The 18,140-nt window shown below is 72.8% G+C and carries 19 protein-coding genes; 14 read left to right on the forward strand and 5 right to left on the reverse strand.

What is annotated here, in order from left to right; translation table 11 throughout:
* Nucleotides 1-71 precede the first annotated feature (71 nt).
* Nucleotides 72-1,157: a redox-regulated ATPase YchF gene (ychF, locus tag AB0B97_RS16290; protein WP_234583858.1), complete on the reverse strand. Its 1,086-nt coding sequence runs from the start codon at nucleotides 1,155-1,157 to the stop codon at nucleotides 72-74.
* Between the two features lie 152 nt (nucleotides 1,158-1,309).
* Here ychF and AB0B97_RS16295 point away from each other — a divergent pair, with 152 nt between their 5' ends.
* From AB0B97_RS16295 to AB0B97_RS16320, 6 genes are read left to right on the forward strand one after another with little or no spacing between them, the layout of a single operon-like run.
* Nucleotides 1,310-1,732, forward strand: a complete 423-nt coding sequence (locus tag AB0B97_RS16295; RefSeq protein WP_357494324.1) for a YbaB/EbfC family nucleoid-associated protein — start codon at nucleotides 1,310-1,312, stop codon at nucleotides 1,730-1,732.
* A 4-nt stretch (nucleotides 1,733-1,736) separates the two neighbouring features.
* Nucleotides 1,737-2,054: a hypothetical protein gene (locus AB0B97_RS16300; protein WP_234583862.1), complete on the forward strand. Its 318-nt coding sequence runs from the start codon at nucleotides 1,737-1,739 to the stop codon at nucleotides 2,052-2,054.
* A gap of 8 nt (nucleotides 2,055-2,062) precedes the next feature.
* Entirely contained in the window at nucleotides 2,063-2,554 is a 492-nt protein-coding gene (locus tag AB0B97_RS16305) for a hypothetical protein (protein WP_357494326.1), read from the forward strand.
* Nucleotides 2,551-3,120: an exonuclease gene (locus tag AB0B97_RS16310; protein WP_357494328.1), complete on the forward strand. Its 570-nt coding sequence runs from the start codon at nucleotides 2,551-2,553 to the stop codon at nucleotides 3,118-3,120. The genes AB0B97_RS16305 and AB0B97_RS16310 overlap by 4 nt, the downstream gene beginning before the upstream one ends.
* Nucleotides 3,117-3,671, forward strand: a complete 555-nt coding sequence (locus AB0B97_RS16315; protein WP_357494330.1) for a nucleotidyltransferase domain-containing protein — start codon at nucleotides 3,117-3,119, stop codon at nucleotides 3,669-3,671. The genes AB0B97_RS16310 and AB0B97_RS16315 overlap by 4 nt, the downstream gene beginning before the upstream one ends.
* Nucleotides 3,672-3,700: 29 nt before the next feature.
* Nucleotides 3,701-4,048 carry a hypothetical protein gene (locus tag AB0B97_RS16320; RefSeq protein ID WP_234583867.1) on the forward strand — a complete coding sequence of 116 codons (348 nt, stop codon included), beginning with the start codon at nucleotides 3,701-3,703 and terminating at the stop codon, nucleotides 4,046-4,048.
* A 7-nt stretch (nucleotides 4,049-4,055) separates the two neighbouring features.
* Here AB0B97_RS16320 and AB0B97_RS16325 read toward each other — a convergent pair whose 3' ends face one another.
* A complete protein-coding gene (locus AB0B97_RS16325; protein ID WP_357494332.1) occupies nucleotides 4,056-4,790 on the reverse strand; it encodes a peptidase E in 735 nt (244 codons plus the stop codon).
* A 59-nt stretch (nucleotides 4,791-4,849) separates the two neighbouring features.
* Nucleotides 4,850-5,356 carry a hypothetical protein gene (locus AB0B97_RS16330; RefSeq protein WP_234583869.1) on the reverse strand — a complete coding sequence of 169 codons (507 nt, stop codon included), beginning with the start codon at nucleotides 5,354-5,356 and terminating at the stop codon, nucleotides 4,850-4,852.
* A gap of 139 nt (nucleotides 5,357-5,495) precedes the next feature.
* Here AB0B97_RS16330 and AB0B97_RS16335 point away from each other — a divergent pair, with 139 nt between their 5' ends.
* The 8 genes from AB0B97_RS16335 to valS all read left to right on the forward strand — a co-directional run bounded on the left by AB0B97_RS16335 (nucleotide 5,496) and on the right by valS (nucleotide 16,643).
* Nucleotides 5,496-6,005: a SigE family RNA polymerase sigma factor gene (locus AB0B97_RS16335; protein ID WP_357494334.1), complete on the forward strand. Its 510-nt coding sequence runs from the start codon at nucleotides 5,496-5,498 to the stop codon at nucleotides 6,003-6,005.
* Entirely contained in the window at nucleotides 6,002-6,556 is a 555-nt protein-coding gene (locus AB0B97_RS16340; protein ID WP_357494336.1) for a hypothetical protein, read from the forward strand. The genes AB0B97_RS16335 and AB0B97_RS16340 overlap by 4 nt, the downstream gene beginning before the upstream one ends.
* A gap of 225 nt (nucleotides 6,557-6,781) precedes the next feature.
* Nucleotides 6,782-8,182 (forward strand): FAD-dependent oxidoreductase, encoded by a 1,401-nt coding sequence (locus tag AB0B97_RS16345; protein ID WP_357494338.1) that lies wholly within the window; start codon nucleotides 6,782-6,784, stop codon nucleotides 8,180-8,182.
* Nucleotides 8,183-8,260: 78 nt separating this feature from the next.
* Complete coding sequence (locus tag AB0B97_RS16350; protein WP_357494340.1) at nucleotides 8,261-9,727, forward strand: AlkA N-terminal domain-containing protein; 1,467 nt, start codon at nucleotides 8,261-8,263, stop codon at nucleotides 9,725-9,727.
* On the forward strand, nucleotides 9,724-10,233 hold the full coding sequence (locus AB0B97_RS16355; RefSeq protein WP_357494342.1) for a methylated-DNA--[protein]-cysteine S-methyltransferase: 510 nt from the start codon (nucleotides 9,724-9,726) through the stop codon (nucleotides 10,231-10,233). Before AB0B97_RS16350 ends, AB0B97_RS16355 begins: the two co-directional genes overlap by 4 nt.
* 37 nt (nucleotides 10,234-10,270) lie before the next feature.
* Nucleotides 10,271-12,145 carry an ABC transporter ATP-binding protein gene (locus tag AB0B97_RS16360; protein WP_357494344.1) on the forward strand — a complete coding sequence of 625 codons (1,875 nt, stop codon included), beginning with the start codon at nucleotides 10,271-10,273 and terminating at the stop codon, nucleotides 12,143-12,145.
* Entirely contained in the window at nucleotides 12,142-14,022 is a 1,881-nt protein-coding gene (locus AB0B97_RS16365) for an ABC transporter ATP-binding protein (RefSeq protein WP_357494346.1), read from the forward strand. The genes AB0B97_RS16360 and AB0B97_RS16365 overlap by 4 nt, the downstream gene beginning before the upstream one ends.
* A 56-nt stretch (nucleotides 14,023-14,078) precedes the next feature.
* Nucleotides 14,079-16,643, forward strand: a complete 2,565-nt coding sequence (gene valS / locus AB0B97_RS16370; protein WP_357494348.1) for a valine--tRNA ligase — start codon at nucleotides 14,079-14,081, stop codon at nucleotides 16,641-16,643.
* Nucleotides 16,644-16,690: 47 nt separating this feature from the next.
* Here the strand turns inward: valS and AB0B97_RS16375 are convergent, their stop codons facing one another.
* Both AB0B97_RS16375 and AB0B97_RS16380 read right to left on the reverse strand, forming a co-directional pair.
* Nucleotides 16,691-17,335: a hypothetical protein gene (locus AB0B97_RS16375; RefSeq protein WP_234583879.1), complete on the reverse strand. Its 645-nt coding sequence runs from the start codon at nucleotides 17,333-17,335 to the stop codon at nucleotides 16,691-16,693.
* A gap of 93 nt (nucleotides 17,336-17,428) precedes the next feature.
* Nucleotides 17,429-18,139 (reverse strand): ABC transporter permease subunit, encoded by a 711-nt coding sequence (locus AB0B97_RS16380; RefSeq protein ID WP_234583880.1) that lies wholly within the window; start codon nucleotides 18,137-18,139, stop codon nucleotides 17,429-17,431.
* Nucleotide 18,140: the final 1 nt, after the last annotated feature.

Below are 18,140 nucleotides of genomic sequence, written 5' to 3' on the forward strand. Positions count from 1 at the left end.
TACCCCGGCTTCCAGGAATCCGAGTCGATCAGGCCCGCTGTGGACAACGGCCGCGGAAGGGACGGCCGGGTTCAGACGTTGAAGCGGAACTCCACCACGTCGCCGTCCTGCATGACGTACTCCTTGCCCTCGATGCGGACCTTGCCCGCCGCCTTGGCCGCCGCCATCGATCCGTGCTCGACCAGGTCGTTGTAGGAGACCACCTCGGCCTTGATGAAGCCGCGCTGGAAGTCCGAGTGGATGACACCCGCGGCCTCCGGCGCGGTGGCGCCGACCGGGACGGTCCAGGCGCGCGCTTCCTTGGGGCCGGCCGTGAGGTACGTCTGGAGCCCGAGCGTGCGGAAGCCGACGCGGACGAGCTGGTTGAGGCCGGGCTCGTTCTGCCCGATCGACTCCAGCAGCTCGCGGGCCTCCTCCTCGGGCAGGTCCACCAGCTCAGATTCGATCTTGGCGTCCATGAAGACGGCCTCGGCGGGCGCGACCAGGGCGCGCAGTTCGTCGAGGAACGTCTCGTTGGCCAGCTCGGCCTCGTCGACGTTGAAGACGTACAGGAAGGGCTTGGTGGTGAGCAGGTGCAGCTCGCGCAGGTGCTCCAGCTCGATCTTGGCCGCGGCGGCCCCGGAGTAGAGCGTGGTGCCGCCGTCGAGCACCTCGATCGCGGCCTTCGCGGCGGCGACCGCGGCGAGGCGGTCCTTGCGGAGCTTGGCCTCCTTCTCCAACCGGGGCAGCGCCTTGTCCAGGGTCTGCAGGTCGGCGAGGATCAGCTCGGTGTTGATCGTCTCGATGTCGTCGGCCGGGGAGACCTTGCCGTCGACGTGCACCACGTTCGGGTCGGAGAAGGCCCGGACGACCTGGCAGATCGCCGAGGCGTCCCGGATGTTGGCCAGGAAGGCGTTGCCCCGGCCCTGCCCCTTCGACGCCCCACGGACCAGCCCGGCGATGTCGACGAACGACACCGGGGCGGGGAGCACCTTCTGCGAGGAGAAGATCTCGGCCAGCTTGCCCAGCCGCTCGTCGGGCAACCCGACCACGCCGACGTTGGGCTCGATGGTGGCGAACGGGTAGTTCGCCGCCAGCACGTCGTTCTTGGTCAACGCGTTGAAAAGCGTGCTCTTGCCGACGTTGGGCAGGCCGACGATGCCGATGGTGAGACTCACGACGGGCCAGCTTACGCCGGTGCCGGACGCGCCGGTCCAGGCGGCTCCGATTCCACCGGGTCGGACGCTGCGTCCCCTCGCGCATCGGCGGGTCCGGGCGCTGGTGTCCCGTTGCTACCCTCTCGATGTCGGGTGCGGCGTGAGGGGGCGTTGTGGACCAGGTGACCGAATTCGACAGGCTGTTCCAGCAGACCCGACAGGCGCTGGCGTCGATGCGTTCGACCGGGCAGGCGCCCGATGACCTGGAGGTCGAGCCGGCACGGGGCACCGGCTCCGCGGCGGGCGGTCAGGTCGAGGTGGTGGCGGTCGGCCAGCACGTCGAGTCGGTGACGGTGGACCCGCGCGCCCTTCGGATGGGCGCCGAGATGCTGGGCGAGCAGATCACCATGGCGGTCAACGCCGCGCTGGATGACCTGCGCCTCGCGGCCGGCGAGGCCGCGGACGCGCCAGCGGTCGACCCGGTGGCGCTGGGCCAGCAGCTCGACGAGTTGCAGAACGAATCGGTGCGCAGCATGGCGGCGATGACCAATGCGCTCACCGACGCGGTGCGGCGCATCCAGCAGGCAGCGAGGTGATGTCATGCGCGAGGACCTTCAGGTGCACCCGCCCGCGCTGCGACAGGGCGGCGGCCACCTGACGACTGTGGCCGAGCAACTGGCCGCGCAGTGGGAGGCGCTGCGCGCGCGGACGGCCTCGATGGGCGACATCTTCGGGGACGACGACGTGGGCGGCCTGATTGGCATGTCGTACCAGGTGGCCGAGGAGATCGCGGCGGAGTGCCTCGGGTCGGTCGTGGACGGGCTGCGCGGCTTCGGTGCCGGGTTGGGCCTGATGGCCGACCAGTACGACTCGGTCGAGCAGGACAACGACGCCCAGTTCACGACGATGAGCTGGTAGGCGGGTCGATGGGGATCATGCTGCCCGGTGAGCTCGCCGGCCTGTTGAACGAGCTGGGTTACACCTGGCCCAAGTCGGACGAGACAAAGATGTTCGAGCTGGGTCAGATGTGGATGGAGATGGCCGACTCGCTGCACAACGCGGCGGCGGAGGGTACGGCGGCCGCGCAGCGGGTGCTGACCGGCAACCAGGGCGATGCGTTGACCGCGTTCCAGGAGCGCTGGGAGTCCGACGGTTCGGCGATGTCGGTGCTGCGGGACGGCGGCACCGGCGCACAGATGGTGGCGGCGACGCTCTTCGTGTGCGCGCTGATCGTCCTCGCCCTGAAGATCAACGTGATCGTCCAGCTGGTCATCCTGCTGGTGCAGATCATCCAGGCGATCGCGACTGCCGCTCCGACGTTCGGGGCCTCGCTGCTGGAGATCCCCGTCTTCAAGAAGCTCACCGACATCGTCCTGAACATGCTGATCGACCAGGCCATCGGGGTGGTGCTCGGATGACCTCTCCCCTGCCCGAGCTGTATATCGGCGTCGACGTGGAGGCGGACGGCCCGATCCCCGGGCCGTACAGCATGATCTCGCTGGGCATGGCCGTGGCCGGTCGCCCGGATCTGACCTTCTACACCGAGCTGCGGCCCATCTCCGACGAGTTCGTGCCGGCCGCGCTGGCCGTGTCGGGTCTGGACCGGGACCGTCTGCTCCGCGAGGCGCCCACCGCGTCGGAGGCGATGGCAGCGGCGGCGGCATGGGTCAACGGGCTGCGCCGGATCGGCCGCCCGGTCTTCCTCGCCGCTCCCGCTGTCTGGGACGGCATGTTCGTGCACTGGTACTTCGTACGCTTCGTCGGTCACAGCCCGTTCGGCGCCACCGGTTCCGGCGTCGACCTCCGCAGCTACTGGATGGGGCTGACCGGCAGCGAGTGGGTCCAGACCCGCAAGGGCAAGATCAAGCACGAGCTGGGTCTGCACGACGTACCGCACACCCACCACGCCGGCGAGGACGCCGCCGAACTGGCGCAGGTCTTCGACGCCGTGCTGCGCCGCCGCCAGTCCGGCGGGCTGGAATGACCGGCCGTCGACGGGACCTGCCGGACGGCGCCACGACGGCCGCCCGGGGCATCGTGGCGCAGGCCGCCCGGAGCATGATGCGACGGGCCGACGACGTGGCGGGCGAGACGGCCCAGGCGGCGACCACCCGGGCCGCCCGCCAGATCCCGCAGGGCTTCAGCGAACGGCAGTGGACCCGGTTCGCCCGGGGCGCCCGGCAGACCCAACGGCAGGCCGGGCTGCCCGACGGGGACCTGGTGGCTCACGGCAGCCGGGTGAAGGGCACCGCCCGCCCGGACTCCGACATCGACGTGGCGCTCATCGTCGACGACAAGACCTTCTTCGACCTGGCCGAACGCTCCCTGTCCCGGGCGCCGGACGGCACCCGGCTGCGCAAGACGATGCTGCGCCGGATCAACGAGAACGGTCAGCTCGCCAGTTTCGACCTGGGCACCGATTTCACCCATTTGCGCCGTGAACTCATGGACACGCACGTGCCGCACAAGGTGCAGTTCTCCGTGCTACGCCGGGGCGGCAAGTTCGACAACGGCCCGTTCCTCCCGCTCGATTGAGCGGCTCCGCATCTGGCAAGGTGGCAGACGTGCAGACGACGTTGCAGTTCCTCATCATGGTCGACGGCCCGCTGACGGCGGCGGAGCTGCTCGACCTGATCCGCACCCGGCTGCCCGACGCGGTGCCCTACCGCCGGGACTCGGTGGACGTCCGGGGCAACCTGCTGGAGATCAACCCCAACGAGGACGCCGACCCGCGGCTCGCCGCCACCGACGAGGACGACTACCTCTACTTCCGGTGGCGGGTGGAGCTGACCCCGATGGACCGGTCAGTCGACGAGTCGCACCAGATCGCCCTCGCCCGGGAGCTGCTGCGATCGATCGAAGGGCCGCAGGTGCGGGCGACCGTGTGCGCCGCGTTCGAGGATCGGGTCTGACCGGCGCTCAACCGAGCAGGCGGGGCGCGATGACCGTCTCCCGCACAGTGCCGTCCGCGCCGCGGCTCACCTCGTACGCCGAGACGCCCTCGCGGTCGGCTACCGCCTCGACCAGCCGGGTCCCCCGGTAGACCAGGCCGACGCCGTCGTCGGTGCAGTGGCTGGTCGGCAACGTGCCGTCGCCGACCAGCTGGTGCATCAGCGGTCGACGCTGGCCCTCGCTGTCGTAGTGCACGCCGTTGCCGTACGGCAGCCAGCCCAACGCCTCGGTGAACCCGCGCAGGCGGGGTCCGAAGCTGTCGGTGGCGCCGCCCACGTGCCAGCAGATCGAGCCGGCCGAGACGCCGGCCAGCACCACGCCGGCCTGCCAGCACTCGTGCAGGATCTCGTCGAGCCCGTGCACCCGCCAGACCGCGACGAGGTTGGCCACGCTGCCGCCGTCGACCCAGATCACGTCCTGGGCGAGCAGGTGAGCGCGGACGTCGTCGACGTTGGGCATCGGAAAGAGGGCAAGGTGCGACAGTCGGAACCGGGTGGCTGCAAACGCGCCGTAGACGGCGGCCAGCGTGGTGGGCTGGTCGCCGACGGCCTGCCCGAGGTAGCAGATGCGCGGCTGCGGACCGGCCTCGGCCAGCTCCGCCGCCAGCTCGAAGACAGGGCTGGGACGCATGTCGTACGGCCCGCGGCCGCCCCGGAAGAAGCCCATGCTGGTGGCGATGATGGTCGGCTCGCTGGCGGGCATCGGACATCCTTCCGTCGGGGCGGTACCGCCTCATCCTGCCGCAGCCACGGGGCGGCCGGTCACGCCCCCAGGTGTCGGCCGCTGCGCTGGCGGGGCACCTCGACCTCGGGCCAGTCGTCCGCGGGCGGCCGGTCGGCCGGGGGCAGTTGCGCCGCGGCGGCCCGGGGCAGGGTGAACCGGTCGGCGGCGGCCGGGCCGGCCGAGAACGACTCGCGCAGCATCCAACGCACCTCGTCGGCAGTCCAGCCCAACCCGGCCCGCGCGGCGATCTCGCGCACCAACCGCCGACCGACGCGGGTGTCGTCGTCGTAGAAGCGCATGCACCAGTGGTGGGTCCACATCCCGAGTGCGCGCACGCCCGCGTCGTCGAGCGAGCCGACCAACCGGCCGCAGGCGGTGTCGGCGAAGGCCTGCTCGGGGTCGGCCGCCCGGTCCCGTTCGATGGCGCCGACGGCGGCCGGCGCGACGGCCCGCATCCGGCGGTAGAAGGACTGCGCCACCGCGCGGGGCAGCGGCGGGAACGCGCCCGGTGTCGACGCCGCCGCCCAACCCGCCACGCTCGTCATGTCCCCCATCCCCTTCTTCAGTTGGTGGCCGGACGGTACACGTCGCGACCGACACTTCCGGTCGGAAAACACCCAGGATCGTGGATAGCGACGATGGCCCGGGGCGTCTGTATCTGTGACAACGAAACGGGGGTGGTGGGTGGACGAGGACGAACGCGCTCGGCTGGCCGAGTTCGTCGGCAGCCGGACACCGGCGCTGATGCGGGTCGCATACCTGCTGACAGGGGACCGCAACGCCGCCGAGGACCTGTTCCAGTCGGCGTTGGCGCGAACCATCCCGAAGTGGGAAACCATCCGGCACGCCGATCCCGAGGGATATCTCCGCGTGGTGATGTACCGCGAGCAGATCAGCTGGTGGAGGCGACTCCGCCGACGGCGGGAGACACCGCTCCACCCGGCCGACGAGCCGGTCGGCGCCGATCCGAGCGGTGGCTCCGACGTACGGCTGGCGATGCGCGCCGCGCTGCGCCAGCTGCCACCGGCACAGCGGACGGTGGTGGTCCTGCGCTACTACGAGGACCTGCCCGAAGCCCGGGTCGCCGAGCTGCTCGGCTGTTCGGTGGGCACCGTCCGCAGTCGTACGCACCGGGCGGTCCAGCGGCTGCGCGAGCTGCTGCCGGAGGTCGAGTTGCTGGAGGTACGGCGATGACCGATCCCCTCGAGAGCCTCATCCGATCCACCCTCACCGACCTGGCCGAGGAGGCACCGATCGTGCATGACCAGTTGAACCGAGCGGAACGGCGGGTGCGCAACAGACGCCGCGCCACGGTGACGATGGGGGCGGTGGGCACGCTCGCGGCGATCCTGATCGCGGCTCCGATCGCCCTGGCGGCCAGCGGCTCGGACGGGCCTCCGCCGGCCGTGCCGAGCCCAGCGGGCCCGGCAGCCGTACCCGACCCGTCCGGGGCGCCACCCGGCGTGCCGAGCCGGCCCAACCCACCGGCTACGGGACCGTTGCCGGCGACCTCGAACGAGCCGGGACCACCCGGCGTGCCGGGCAGGCCGGACCAGCCCGCCCCACCGGGTGTCCCGGGCCAGCCGGGCCAGCCGGGCCAGCCGGGCCAGCCGGGCCAGCCGGGCCAGCCGGGCCAGCCGGGGCCGAACACGGGTGGCGCTCCGGGGGTTCCGGCTCCGCCGACCTCCCCGACGATCAAGCCGTCCCCGTCCGGGCCGATCGCGGTGCCCAGCCCCGCGAGGTGATCGGGTCCGGTCCGACCGAGCTGATCTCCACACCTCGGTCGGACCGGCCCGAACGCCCCCGCCGGCGGAGATTCCGGTCACTACGACCGGACACTTGTCACCGCCGGGCGCTGATTGCCCACTTACCAATGGTTGGTGGCCGACCCGAGGTTTGCCAACGCCGACGCCACCGCCCCACTCTTGGGCCATGACCGACCACGACTGCCGCGCGGTCCAGGGCCAGCGATGACCACCGCCATGGCTCGGGTGCCCGACTCCCTGCGGGGGCAGATCGTCACGCCGGGTGACCGCCGGTACGCGCAGCTGCGCTCGACGTACACGACGACAGCCTCGCCGGCCGCCGTCCTGCTGCCCAAGACCACCGCGCAGGTGATCGACGCGATCCGGTACGCGCGGGAGCAGCGACTGCCGATCGCGGTGCGCAGCGGCGGGCACGGCCTGTCCGGAGCCTCCTCCAACAGCGGCGGCGTGGTGATCGACCTGTCCATGCTCAACCGGGTGCGCGTGCTCGACGAACGGGCCGGGCTGGTCCGGGTGGAGGCCGGTGCCCCCTGGGCGAACGTCGCGAAGGCGCTCGCCCCGTACGGCCTGGTGGTCAGCTCGGGCGACTACGGCGGTGTCGGCGTCGGCGGGTTGGCCACCGGCGGCGGTGTCGGCTGGCTGGTACGCGCCCACGGCCTCACCATCGACCGCGTCCGCGCGGTGGAGGTCGTGCTCGCGGACGGAACGCTGGTACGCGCCGACGCCGAGCACGAACCGGAGCTGTTCTGGCTGGTCCGGGGTGCCGGCGCGGGGGCCGGTGTCGTGGTGGCGTTCGAGATCGAGGCCGCCGAGCAGCGCAACGTCGGCGTGGCGCAGCTGGTCGTCGAGGCGCACCCGGACGGCCGTACCGTGCGCGAGTGGGCGAGCTGTCTGGCGCAGGCCCCTCGGGAGTTGTCCGCCGCCGCCGTGCTGTTCGCCGACGGCCGCTCGACGCTCATGTCCGTCACCGCGGTGGTGGCCGCGGAGAGCCTGCGCCGGGTCCGGCCCGTCGTGGAGCCGCTGCTGGCCATCGGGAAGGTGCTCGAACACCGCAGCGACCTGCTGCCCTACCCGACGCTGGTGCCGACCGCGCACCTGCACCCGAACGTCGGGCAGCAACGGGGTACGACCACCAACGGCCTGTTCACCGAGCTGGACGCGGGCGTGGCGCGAGCGGTCACGCGGGCGACCACCGGTCCGGGCCGGGCGGTCATCCAGCTGCGCTCGGTCGGCGGGGCGGTCAACGACGTCGCCGCCGACGCGACGGCCTACCCGCACCGGCACCAGAACACCCTGGTCATCGCCTCGACGTTCCCACCGCAGGGCGGCGCGGCGTTGGACGCCGCCTGGCGGCCCGTCGGCGCGCGGGCCGACGGCGAGTACGTCAACTTCGAGAGCCGACCGAACCCGGCCGCGTTCGCCCGGACCTACCCGGGCGAGACCGGCGCCCGGGTGCGCCGGCTGTGGAAGCGGTACGACCCGGACGGCGTGTTCCGCTCACCCCTGCTCACCGGCCAGGCCACCCGGTCGGGGCAGTCGAACCGGTCCGGCCAACCCACCCGCTCCGGGCAGCGGTCCGGGCAGCCGCACCGCCGCCGCCGCTGAGGGTCCCCGGCCAGCCGCGCACACCCAGGTCCGATTCCCGCCAGCCGAGGGCCCGACCAGCGGGGCACCATGGGTGACGTGGAGATGGACTTCGAGCGGTGCTACCGGGCGGTGGACAGCCGTGACCAGCGATTCGACGGCTGGTTCTACACCGGCGTGACGTCGACCGGGATCTACTGCCGGCCGTCCTGCCCGGCGACCACCCCCAAGCGGCAGAACGTCCGGTTCTTTCCGTCGGCAGCCGCCGCGCAGGGCGCCGGGTTGCGCGCCTGCCGCCGCTGCCGGCCGGACGCCGCACCCGGCTCGCCCCAGTGGGACGTCCGCGCCGACGTGGTCGGTCGGGCGATGCGTCTGATCGCCGACGGGGTGGTCGACCGGGACGGTGTGCCGGGGCTGGCCGCCCGTCTGGGCTACACCGAACGGCACCTGCACCGGATGTTGCGCGCCGAGATGGGTGCCGGGCCGCTCGCGCTGGCCCGGGCCCAGCGGGCGCAGACCGCCCGGATCCTGATCGAGACGACCGGCCTCGGCATGGCCGAGATCGCGTTCGCCGCCGGGTTCGGCAGCGTGCGGCAGTTCAACGACACGGTCCGCGAGGTGTACGCGAGCGCGCCGTCCGAGCTGCGGACGGCCCGTGGTCGGCACCTGGCGGCGGTCGGGGCGGGAACCATCACGCTCCGGCTGGCGTACCGTCCGCCGCTGCACGCCCGGGCGCTGCTGGACTTCCTCGCGGTGCGCGCGCTGCCCGGGGTGGAGGAGGTTCGCGACGGGACGTACCACCGGGGGTTGCGGTTGCCGCACGGCCCCGGCCAGGTGGCGCTGACCCCGGCGGACGGGCACGTGGCGGCGACGCTGCGCCTGGCCGACCTGCGCGACCTCGCGCCGGCGGTGGCCCGCTGCCGACGCCTGCTCGATCTGGACGCGGACCCGGTCGCGGTCGACGCCACGCTCGCGGCGGACCCGGCGCTGGCCCCGGTGGTGGCCGCCGAGCCCGGCATCCGCGTCCCGCGCGCGGTCGACGGTTTCGAGATGGCCGTCCGCGCGATCATCGGCCAGCAGGTCTCGGTCACCTCGGCGAGAACGACCCTCACCCGCCTCCTGGCCGCCCGTGTTGATCATGAAGCTCCCGACGACGCCGTGTCGCGGCAACAACTTCATGATCAACGGACCGACCTGCGGGGTTTCCTCAGCCCTGAGGAGGTTCTGGCACTGCCGGACGGCGCGTTCGGGATGCCTCTTCGGCGGCGGGAGACCATTCGGGGGCTCGCCCTCGCCGTGGCGGACGGGACGGTGGACCTGGCGCCGGGTGGTGACCGGGAGGAGACCGTACGGCGGCTGCTCGCGCTGCCCGGCATCGGCCCGTGGACCGCCAGGTACCTCGCCATGCGCGCCCTCGGCGACCCGGACGTCCTCCTCGACACCGACCTCGCGATCCGCCGCGGCGCAGCAGCGCTCGGCCTGCCCGACACGACCCTCACGGCGCACGCCGAACGGTGGCGCCCCTGGCGTTCCTACGCCACGATCAGACTCTGGAGAGCGGCATGAGCATCGACAGCACCGTGCTGACCACCCCGACCGGCCCGCTGAGCATCCTCGCCGGCGCCGACGGCGAGGTCCTGGCGGCCGGTTTCACCCCGGACCCGGCGGCGCTGCTGCCCCTGATCCACCCGACCCTGCGGGCGCCGCTGCGGCAACGCGCCGACCTCGGGCCGGCGACCGTGGCCGTCCGGTCCTACCTGGACGGCGACCTCACCGCCATCGACTCGGTGCCGGTACGGCAGCACACCGGCGGCGAGTTCATGGCGCACGCCTGGCAGGTGCTGCGGGAGGTTCCGCCGGGGACCCCGGTGACCTACACCGGGTACGCGGCGCTGGCCGGCCGGCCACCGGCGGTGCGCGCCGCTGCGGCGGCCTGCGCCCGCAACGCGGCGGCGCTCTTCGTACCCTGCCACCGGGTGCTGCGCACCGACGGCACGCTCGGCGGCTACCGCTGGGGGCTCGACGTGAAGAAGTGGCTTCTCGGTCACGAGCGGCGGGTGACGGCAAGCTGACAGGAGCATCGACACCTATTGACGCTACCGTCGGGTAGTGCCTGTGGAGAGCGACGGCGACCGGGCCGCCCCGGTCGCCGCGGGCCGCCACCCCGTGCACAACCTCTGGCGGCTGCGCCGCTACCTGCGCCCGTACGCCGCCGAGTTCGCCTGGCTGCTGGTCGCGGGCCTCGCCGGCACGGCCGCCGGGATCGCCGTACCGCTCGTGGTGCAGCGGGTGGTGGACGGGCCGGTGGCCCGGCACGAGCCCGCCGGTCTGCTCCAGCTCGGTGGCCTGGCGTTGCTGCTCGGCGTGGTCGAGGCGGTGCTCATCTTCATCAGGCGGTGGGTGCAGTCCTCCTCGGCGGTGGGCATGGAGGCGGCGCTGCGCGCCGATGTCTACGCGCACCTGCAACGGCTCCCGGCCAGCTTCCACGACCGCTGGCAGTCCGGCCAACTGCTCTCCCGGATCACCAGCGACCTGTCGGTGATCCGCCGGTTCCTCTCGTTCGGTGTCTTCTTCCTGGTGCTCAACCTGACCACCTATGTGGTGGTGGTGCTGCTGCTGATCCACCTGCACGCGGCGCTCGGGCTGCTGGTCGCCGCCAGCGCGGTGCCACTGCTGCTGATCACCCGCCGCTTCGGCAGGCACTACCACACCGCGTCCCGCCGGATGCAGGACCAGCAGGGCGACGTGGCGACCCTGGTCGAGGAGACCGCGCAGGGTCTGCGCACCATGAAGGCGTACGGCCGGGGGCCCGAACTGGCGGCCCGCTTCGCCGCCGGGACCCGGACGCTGCACGACACCGGCGTGGGCAAGGGCCGGCTGCTGGCGAACACCGCGGCGCTGCTCGACCTGGTGCCCAACGTGACCCTGGGCGTGGTGCTGGTGGCCGGGGCCGCCGCCGCCGCGCGGGGCGTGCTCACCATCGGCGAACTGGTGGCGTTCGCCAGCCTCCAACTGATGCTCATCTGGCCGGTGCAGTCGCTGGGCTGGATCATCGCCAACGGTCAGGAGGCGGCGACCGCCGCGGACCGCATCCAGGAGGTGCTGGACACTCCGCCGCAGATCGTGGACGCTCCGGACGCGCGCACGCTGGCCCGCGACGCCGTCCACGGCCGACTCCGCTTCGAACGGGTCGACTTCCGCTACCCGGGCGCCACCACAGCCGTACTGCACGGGATCGACCTGACCATCGAGCCGGGCGAGACGGTGGCCCTGGTCGGGGCCACCGGTTGCGGCAAGAGCACGCTGCTGTCCCTGGTGCCCCGGCTGCACGAGGTGACCGGCGGCCGGATCACCCTGGACGGGCACGACCTGCGCGAGCTGCGGCTCGCCTCGCTGCGCCGACTGGTCGGGGTGGCGTTCGAGGAGCCCACGCTCTTTTCCATGTCGGTGTGGGAGAACCTCACCCTGGGTCGTCCGGACGCCGACGCCGACGAGGTCCGGGCGGCCCTCGCGCTGGCCCAGGCCGATTTCGCGTACGACCTGCCGTGGGGTCTGGCCACCCGGGTGGGTGAGCAGGGGCTGTCCCTCTCCGGCGGCCAGCGGCAGCGGTTGGCGTTGGCGCGGGCGGTCCTCGGCCGACCGGCGCTGCTGGTGCTCGACGACCCCCTGTCCGCCCTCGACGTGCACACCGAGGCGCTGGTGGAGGCGGCGCTACGGCAGGTCCTGCGGGCCAGCACCGCGCTCCTGGTGGTGCACCGGCCGTCGACCATCGCGCTGGCCGACCGCGTCGCCCTGCTCGACGGTGGACGGATAACCGCGATCGGTCGGCACTCGGAACTGCTGGCCGGCGTGCCCGCCTACCGGGCGTTGCTCGCCGCCGAGCCGCCGCCCACGCAGACGGCCACCGGCCCGGAACCGGGGCGTACCGGGCCGGGCGGGCCGGGCGCGTCCACCCCGGACGGTTGGGGGCTGGTGCGCTCGTGAACTCCCCCCAGCAGGTCGACCCGCCTCCCGCCGAGGAGCCGGAGCTGACCCGCTGGCGGGGAACGGCCACCGACCCGGAGGCCGACCGGAGCCGGGCCGAGGAGACCACACCGGAGGCGGTGGCCCGGCTGCGCCGGCACAGCCGGGCCCTGCTGGCCGACCTGCTCCGCCCGCACCGGGGGCGGCTCACCGCGGCGGTCGGCCTGCTGCTGGCGCAGAACGCGGCCGCGATGGCCGGTCCCTACCTGGTCATGGTCGGTATCGACCGGGCCATCGCGCCGCTGCGCGCCGGGAACGCGGCCCCGCTGGCCGCCGTCGCCGGCGCGTTCGCCGCCGCCGCCGTGACCGAGTACGCGGCCCGCCGCGGTTTCCTCACCCTCTCCGCCCGGATCGGCCAGGCGGTCCTTTTCGACCTGCGACAGCGGGTGTTCGGGCACTTCCTGCGACTGTCGGTGGGCTTTCACGAGCGGTACACGTCGGGCCGGATGGTGTCCCGACTCACCAGCGACCTGGACTCGATCGCCGAACTGGTCGACGGCGGGATCGACAGCCTGGTGCTGGCCGCGCTGTCGATCCTGTCGGTGGCCGCCATCCTGCTCTGGCTGGACCTGCCACTGGCGGCGGTGACGCTGTTCGCGTTCCCGTTCCTCTTCTACCTCTCCCGCTGGTTCGCGCGGGCCTCGGCCGGCGCGTACCGGCGGACCCGGGAGGCCGTGGCCCTGGTCATCGTGCACTTCGTCGAGTCGATGCGGGGCATCCGCGCGGTGCAGACGTTCCGCCGGGAGCCCCGCAACCAGCGGATCTTCGTGGCGCTCGGGGACGACTACCGGCGCACCAGCCTGCACGCGTTCCGGCTGATCGCCACGTACTCGCCGGCGATCAAGCTGATCGGCAACGTCACGGTCGCGGTCGTGCTCTGCTACGGCGGATGGCGGGTGCTCGGCGGTCGGACCGAGGTCGGAGTGCTCGCCGCGTTCCTGCTCTACCTGCGCCGCTTCTTCGAGCCGATGCAGGAGCTGAGCCAGTTCTACAACTCGTTGCAGTCGGCGACGGCGGCGCTGGAGAAGCTGGCCGGGGTGCTCGACGAGCGGCCGGCCGTGGCCGAACCCGCCCGGCCGGTGCCGCTGCCGACCGGCCCCGGTCACGGCGCGCTGACCTTCCGGGGCGTCTCCTTCGGCTACCGCGCCGGCACGCCCATCCTCGCCGGGCTGGACCTGACCGTGCCGGCCGGGCAGACGGTGGCGCTGATCGGGCCGACCGGCGCGGGCAAGTCGACGATCGCCAAGCTGGTCGCCCGGTTCCACGACCCGGACGCCGGCGCGGTACTGCTGGACGGGATCGACCTGCGCGACGCGGCCGACGCCGACCTGCGCCGCGCGGTCGTGCTGGTGACCCAGGAGAACCACCTCTTCAGCGGCACGGTGGCGGAGAACATCCGGTTCGGCCGGCCGGACGCCGACGACGCCGCCGTGCGGGCCGCCGCCGAGGCGATCGGCGCGCACGACTTCATCGCCGCGCTCCCCGACGGGTACGCCACGCAGGTGCACCGGCGCGGCGGCCGGCTCTCCGCCGGGCAGCGGCAACTTGTCGCGTTCGCCCGGGCGTTCCTGGCCGACCCGACAGTGCTGATCCTCGACGAGGCGACGTCGTCACTTGACGTGCCGACCGAACGGCTCGTGCAGCGGGCGCTCGGCACCATCCTGCGGGACCGGACCGCGCTGGTGATCGCACACCGACTCTCCACTGTGGAGACGGCCGATCGGGTGCTCGTCATCGACGGCGGGCAGGTCGTCGAGGACGGCCCACCCGCGGTGCTGGTCGCCACCGACGGCCGCTACGCGGCCCTGCACCGGCAGTGGCGCGACTCGCTCGTGTAGAACCGGCGATGCGCAAGTCCGTGGCTCGACACCCTGCTGATGCCTACGATCGGCAGATGACCGATACGGCGAGGACCGCCCGCGCCGGCGTCCCCGAGCGTCCGACCCTGGACGGGCTCGAGGAGAGCTGGGCGCGTCGCTGGCAGGAGGAGGGCACGTACGCGTTCGACAGCTCCCGGGAGCGGAAGGACGTGTACTCCATCGACACCCCGCCGCCGACCGTATCGGGCGAGCTGCACATGGGGCACGTCTTCTCGTACACGCACACCGACACCGTCGCCCGCTACCAGCGGATGCGCGGCAAGGCCGTGTTCTACCCGATGGGCTGGGACGACAACGGCCTGCCCACCGAGCGTCGGGTGCAGAACGTGTACGGGGTGCGCTGCGACCCGGCCCTGGCGTACGACCCGGTGTGGCGTCCCCCGGCCACCCCTGTCGACGAAGCCGCGCGCCGCAACCCCACCCCGATCTCGCGGCGCAACTTCATCGAGCTGTGCGAGCGGCTGACGGTCGCCGACGAGCAGGTCTTCGAGGCGCTCTGGCGGCGGCTCGGGCTCTCGGTGGACTGGTCCCTGACGTACACGACCATCGGTCGGGTGGCCCGCGCCACCAGCCAGCGGGCGTTCGTGCGCAACCTGCGCCGGGGTGAGGCGTACCAGGCGGAGGCGCCGACGCTGTGGGATGTCGGCTACGCCACAGCTGTCGCCCAGGCCGAGTTGGAGGACCGGGAGCGCCCCGGCGCCTACCACCGGCTGCGGTTCACCGGGCCGGGCGGACGCGAGGTGCTCATCGACACCACCCGGCCGGAGCTGTTGCCGGCCTGCGTCGCGCTGGTCTGCCACCCCGACGACGAGCGGTACGCCGACCTGGTGGACGCGACCGTGCGCAGCCCGCTGTTCGGCGTCGAGGTGCCGGTGCGCGCCCACCCGCTCGCCGACCCCGCGAAGGGCACCGGCATCGCCATGGTCTGCACGTTCGGCGACCTCGCCGACGTGACCTGGTGGCGGGATCTCGACCTCGACACGCGGGTGGTCATCGGCCGCGACGGCCGGCTGGTGCCGGAGCCGCCGACCGGGGTGCCCGCGGCGCCGTACGCGGCGCTGGCCGGGCAGAGCGTCAACGGCGCCCGCCGGGAGATCGTCGCGATGCTCGCCGACGCCGGTGACCTGATCGGCGAGCCGCGCCCGATCACCCACCCGGTGAAGTTCTACGAACGCGGCGACCGGCCACTGGAGATCGTCTCGACCCGCCAGTGGTATCTGCGCAACGGCGGGCGGGACGCCGACCTGCGGGCGACGCTGCTGGCCCGGGGCGCGGAGCTGCACTGGGTGCCGGCGCACATGAAGCACCGCTACGACAACTGGGTGGGCGGCCTGACCGGGGACTGGCTGGTCAGCCGGCAGCGCTTCTTCGGGGTGCCGGTGCCGGTGTGGTACCGGCTCGACGACGCTGGCGAGCCGGACTGGTCCCACCCTCTCACGCCCGACGAGTCCGCGCTGCCAGTCGACCCGTCCAGCGATCCGGCGCCCGGCTACGAGGAGTCGCAGCGCGGCCAGCCGGGCGGTTTCCTCGGTGACCCGGACGTGCTGGACACCTGGGCCACCTCGTCGCTGACCCCGCAGATCGTCGGTGGCTGGGAGACCGACCCGGCCCTGTTCGCGCAGGTCTTTCCGATGGACCTGCGCCCGCAGGGTCAGGAGATCATCCGGACCTGGCTGTTCGACAGCGTGGTCCGATCGCACTTCGAGCACGGGGTGCTGCCCTGGCGGGACACCGTGCTGTCGGGCTGGATCCTCGACCCGGACCACAAGAAGATGGCCAAGTCCAAGGGCAACGTGGTCACCCCGTTGGCGCTGCTGGAACAGCACGGCTCGGACGCGGTGCGCTACTGGGCGGCAAGCGGCAAGCCCGGCATGGACCTGGCCTTCGACCCGGCGCAGATCAAGGTCGGCCGGCGGCTGGCCACCAAGCTGCTCAACGCGTCGAAGTTCGCGCTCGGCCTGGGCGCGGGGGACGCGTTGCGGGCAGTGGCGACCGCCCCGCTGGACCGGGCCATGCTCGCCGAACTGGGCACCGTGGTCAGCGCCGCGAGCACCGCCTTCGACTCGTACGACCACACGGCCGCGTTGCAGGCCACCGAGGCGTTCTTCTGGCGCTTCTGCGACGACTACATCGAGTTGGTCAAGGAGCGGGCGTACGGCACGGGGGCGGCGGCCGACTCGGCGCGGGCCGCGCTGGCCTGCGCGCTCTCGGTGCAGCTCCGGCTGTTCGCGCCGGTGCTGCCGTACGTCACCGACGAGGTCTGGTCGTGGTGGCGGTACGGGTCGGTGCATCGGGCGCCCTGGCCCACCACTTACGAGGTGGCCCGGACGATCGAGGGGACGGGAGATCAGGCGCTGCTGCGGCTCGCCGGTGACGCGCTGGGCCAGGTGCGGCGGGCCAAGTCGGAGCGGAAGCTGTCCATGAAGGCGGAGGTGCCGCTGGCCGAGGCGCTGGGCCCGGCGGCGCTGCTGGAGCAGCTCACCCTGGTCGCCGACGACCTACGGGCGGCGGGCCGGATCGGCAAACTCGACCTGCTGCCCGACCGTACCCCGGAACTCGTCATCGCCTGCGCGTTCTGACCGGCGTCCGCCGCCGCCCGCACACACGGGCGGCGGCGGACTGTCGTTCACCAGCCGCGCAGGAAGCGCAGGCCGAGCAGGATGGCCGCCACGGCAGGGCCGACCAGCAGGGTGATCGCCTGGAGCCGGTACGGCATCCGATGCCGGGTCAGCTCGCCCGCGTTACCCAGCACGATCGCCCCGGCCAGCATCAGGAACACGCCCCACCAGCCCGTCTCCAGGTGGACGAGACGGATGTGGATCAGTTGCAGGGTCACACCGAGCAGCGCGCCGGTGAGCGCGAGCAGCCCCACCGCGCGGTGCAGGCCACGGGCCAGCGGGTGGGCGGCCCGCCAGCCGTACGTGCCGGCGACCGCCAGGCAGGGCAGCACCACCAGCAGCGGCCAGCCCTTCCCCATCGCCCCGAACATCAGCAACGCGCCCACCACGAACACCAGCGTGCCGACGCAGGCGATGACGTACCCGGCGAAGGCCCGGCCGCCACCCCGGGCCAGCAACGGCCCGCCGCTGGCCGCGATCAGCGCGGCCGGGATCAGGATGAAGACGGCCCACCAGTGGAACCGGCCGCTGCCCTGGGCGGCCGTCGCGACAGTCGCGCACGCCAGGCCGGCGACCGCCAGGCTGGTGAGCCACGGCCGGCTGCTCCGGGAGTACGGCTCAGCCAACGATGTCCACTCCGCTTCGACGCTCACACCAATTAGCCTGGGCTTCGGCACCCCGTCGGGTCCATCCGGCCAGCCCTACCCGTCGTGGGGGGCTGGCCGGAACCGTACCCCGCACCTACCTCAGCTCGTCTCGCCGGCCACGCTGAACGAGCGCAGGCGGTCGATCGCCAGCACGGTGAAGCCGACACTGACCAGAGCGGTCATCACGGAGGCGACCGGCACCGACACGCTGGTCTCCAGCAGCCCGCTGGGGGCGAGCCGGTCGGCGAGGGCGATCACGTACTGCTGGATGGAGAGCACCTTCGTGCCGCTGACGAAGTTGCCCAGCAGCCCCTCCCAGATGAGCACGTAGACGAGGCCGAGCAGCACCGGACGCCGGGTGACGAGGCTGAGCGCGAGGAACAGCGCCGAGTACGCCAGCGCCCCGAGCGCCGCCGCGAACGCCAGGGCCAGTCCGAGGCGTACCGAATCGGCGAGCACGCCCGCGACGTAGAGCGGCACCGCGACGGTGACCGCGGTGACCCCGGCGGCCACCGCGAGCTTCGGCAGCACGATCTGCCAGCGCGGCAGCGGCTTGGTCAGGATGTGCACGACGGTGCCGTCGTCGATCTCGGCGCCCAGCACGCCCGTGCCGATGATCAGCGCCACCACCGGCAGCACCACTGCCAGCCCGAGACCGACAAGCACCGGCGGCCCCCACTCGCCCGGGTCCACGCCCAGCGACCGGCAGAGGATGGCCAGCCCGAGCAGCACCAACGGCAGCGGGAGCAGCAGCAGGAACCGACGCCGGCCGAACAGCCCGCGCGCGGTGATCCAGGTAACTGTCGACATG

This window comes from Micromonospora sp. NPDC049004 (genome assembly GCF_040649315.1).
In the GTDB taxonomy this organism is placed as follows: Bacteria; Actinomycetota; Actinomycetes; order Mycobacteriales; family Micromonosporaceae; genus Micromonospora.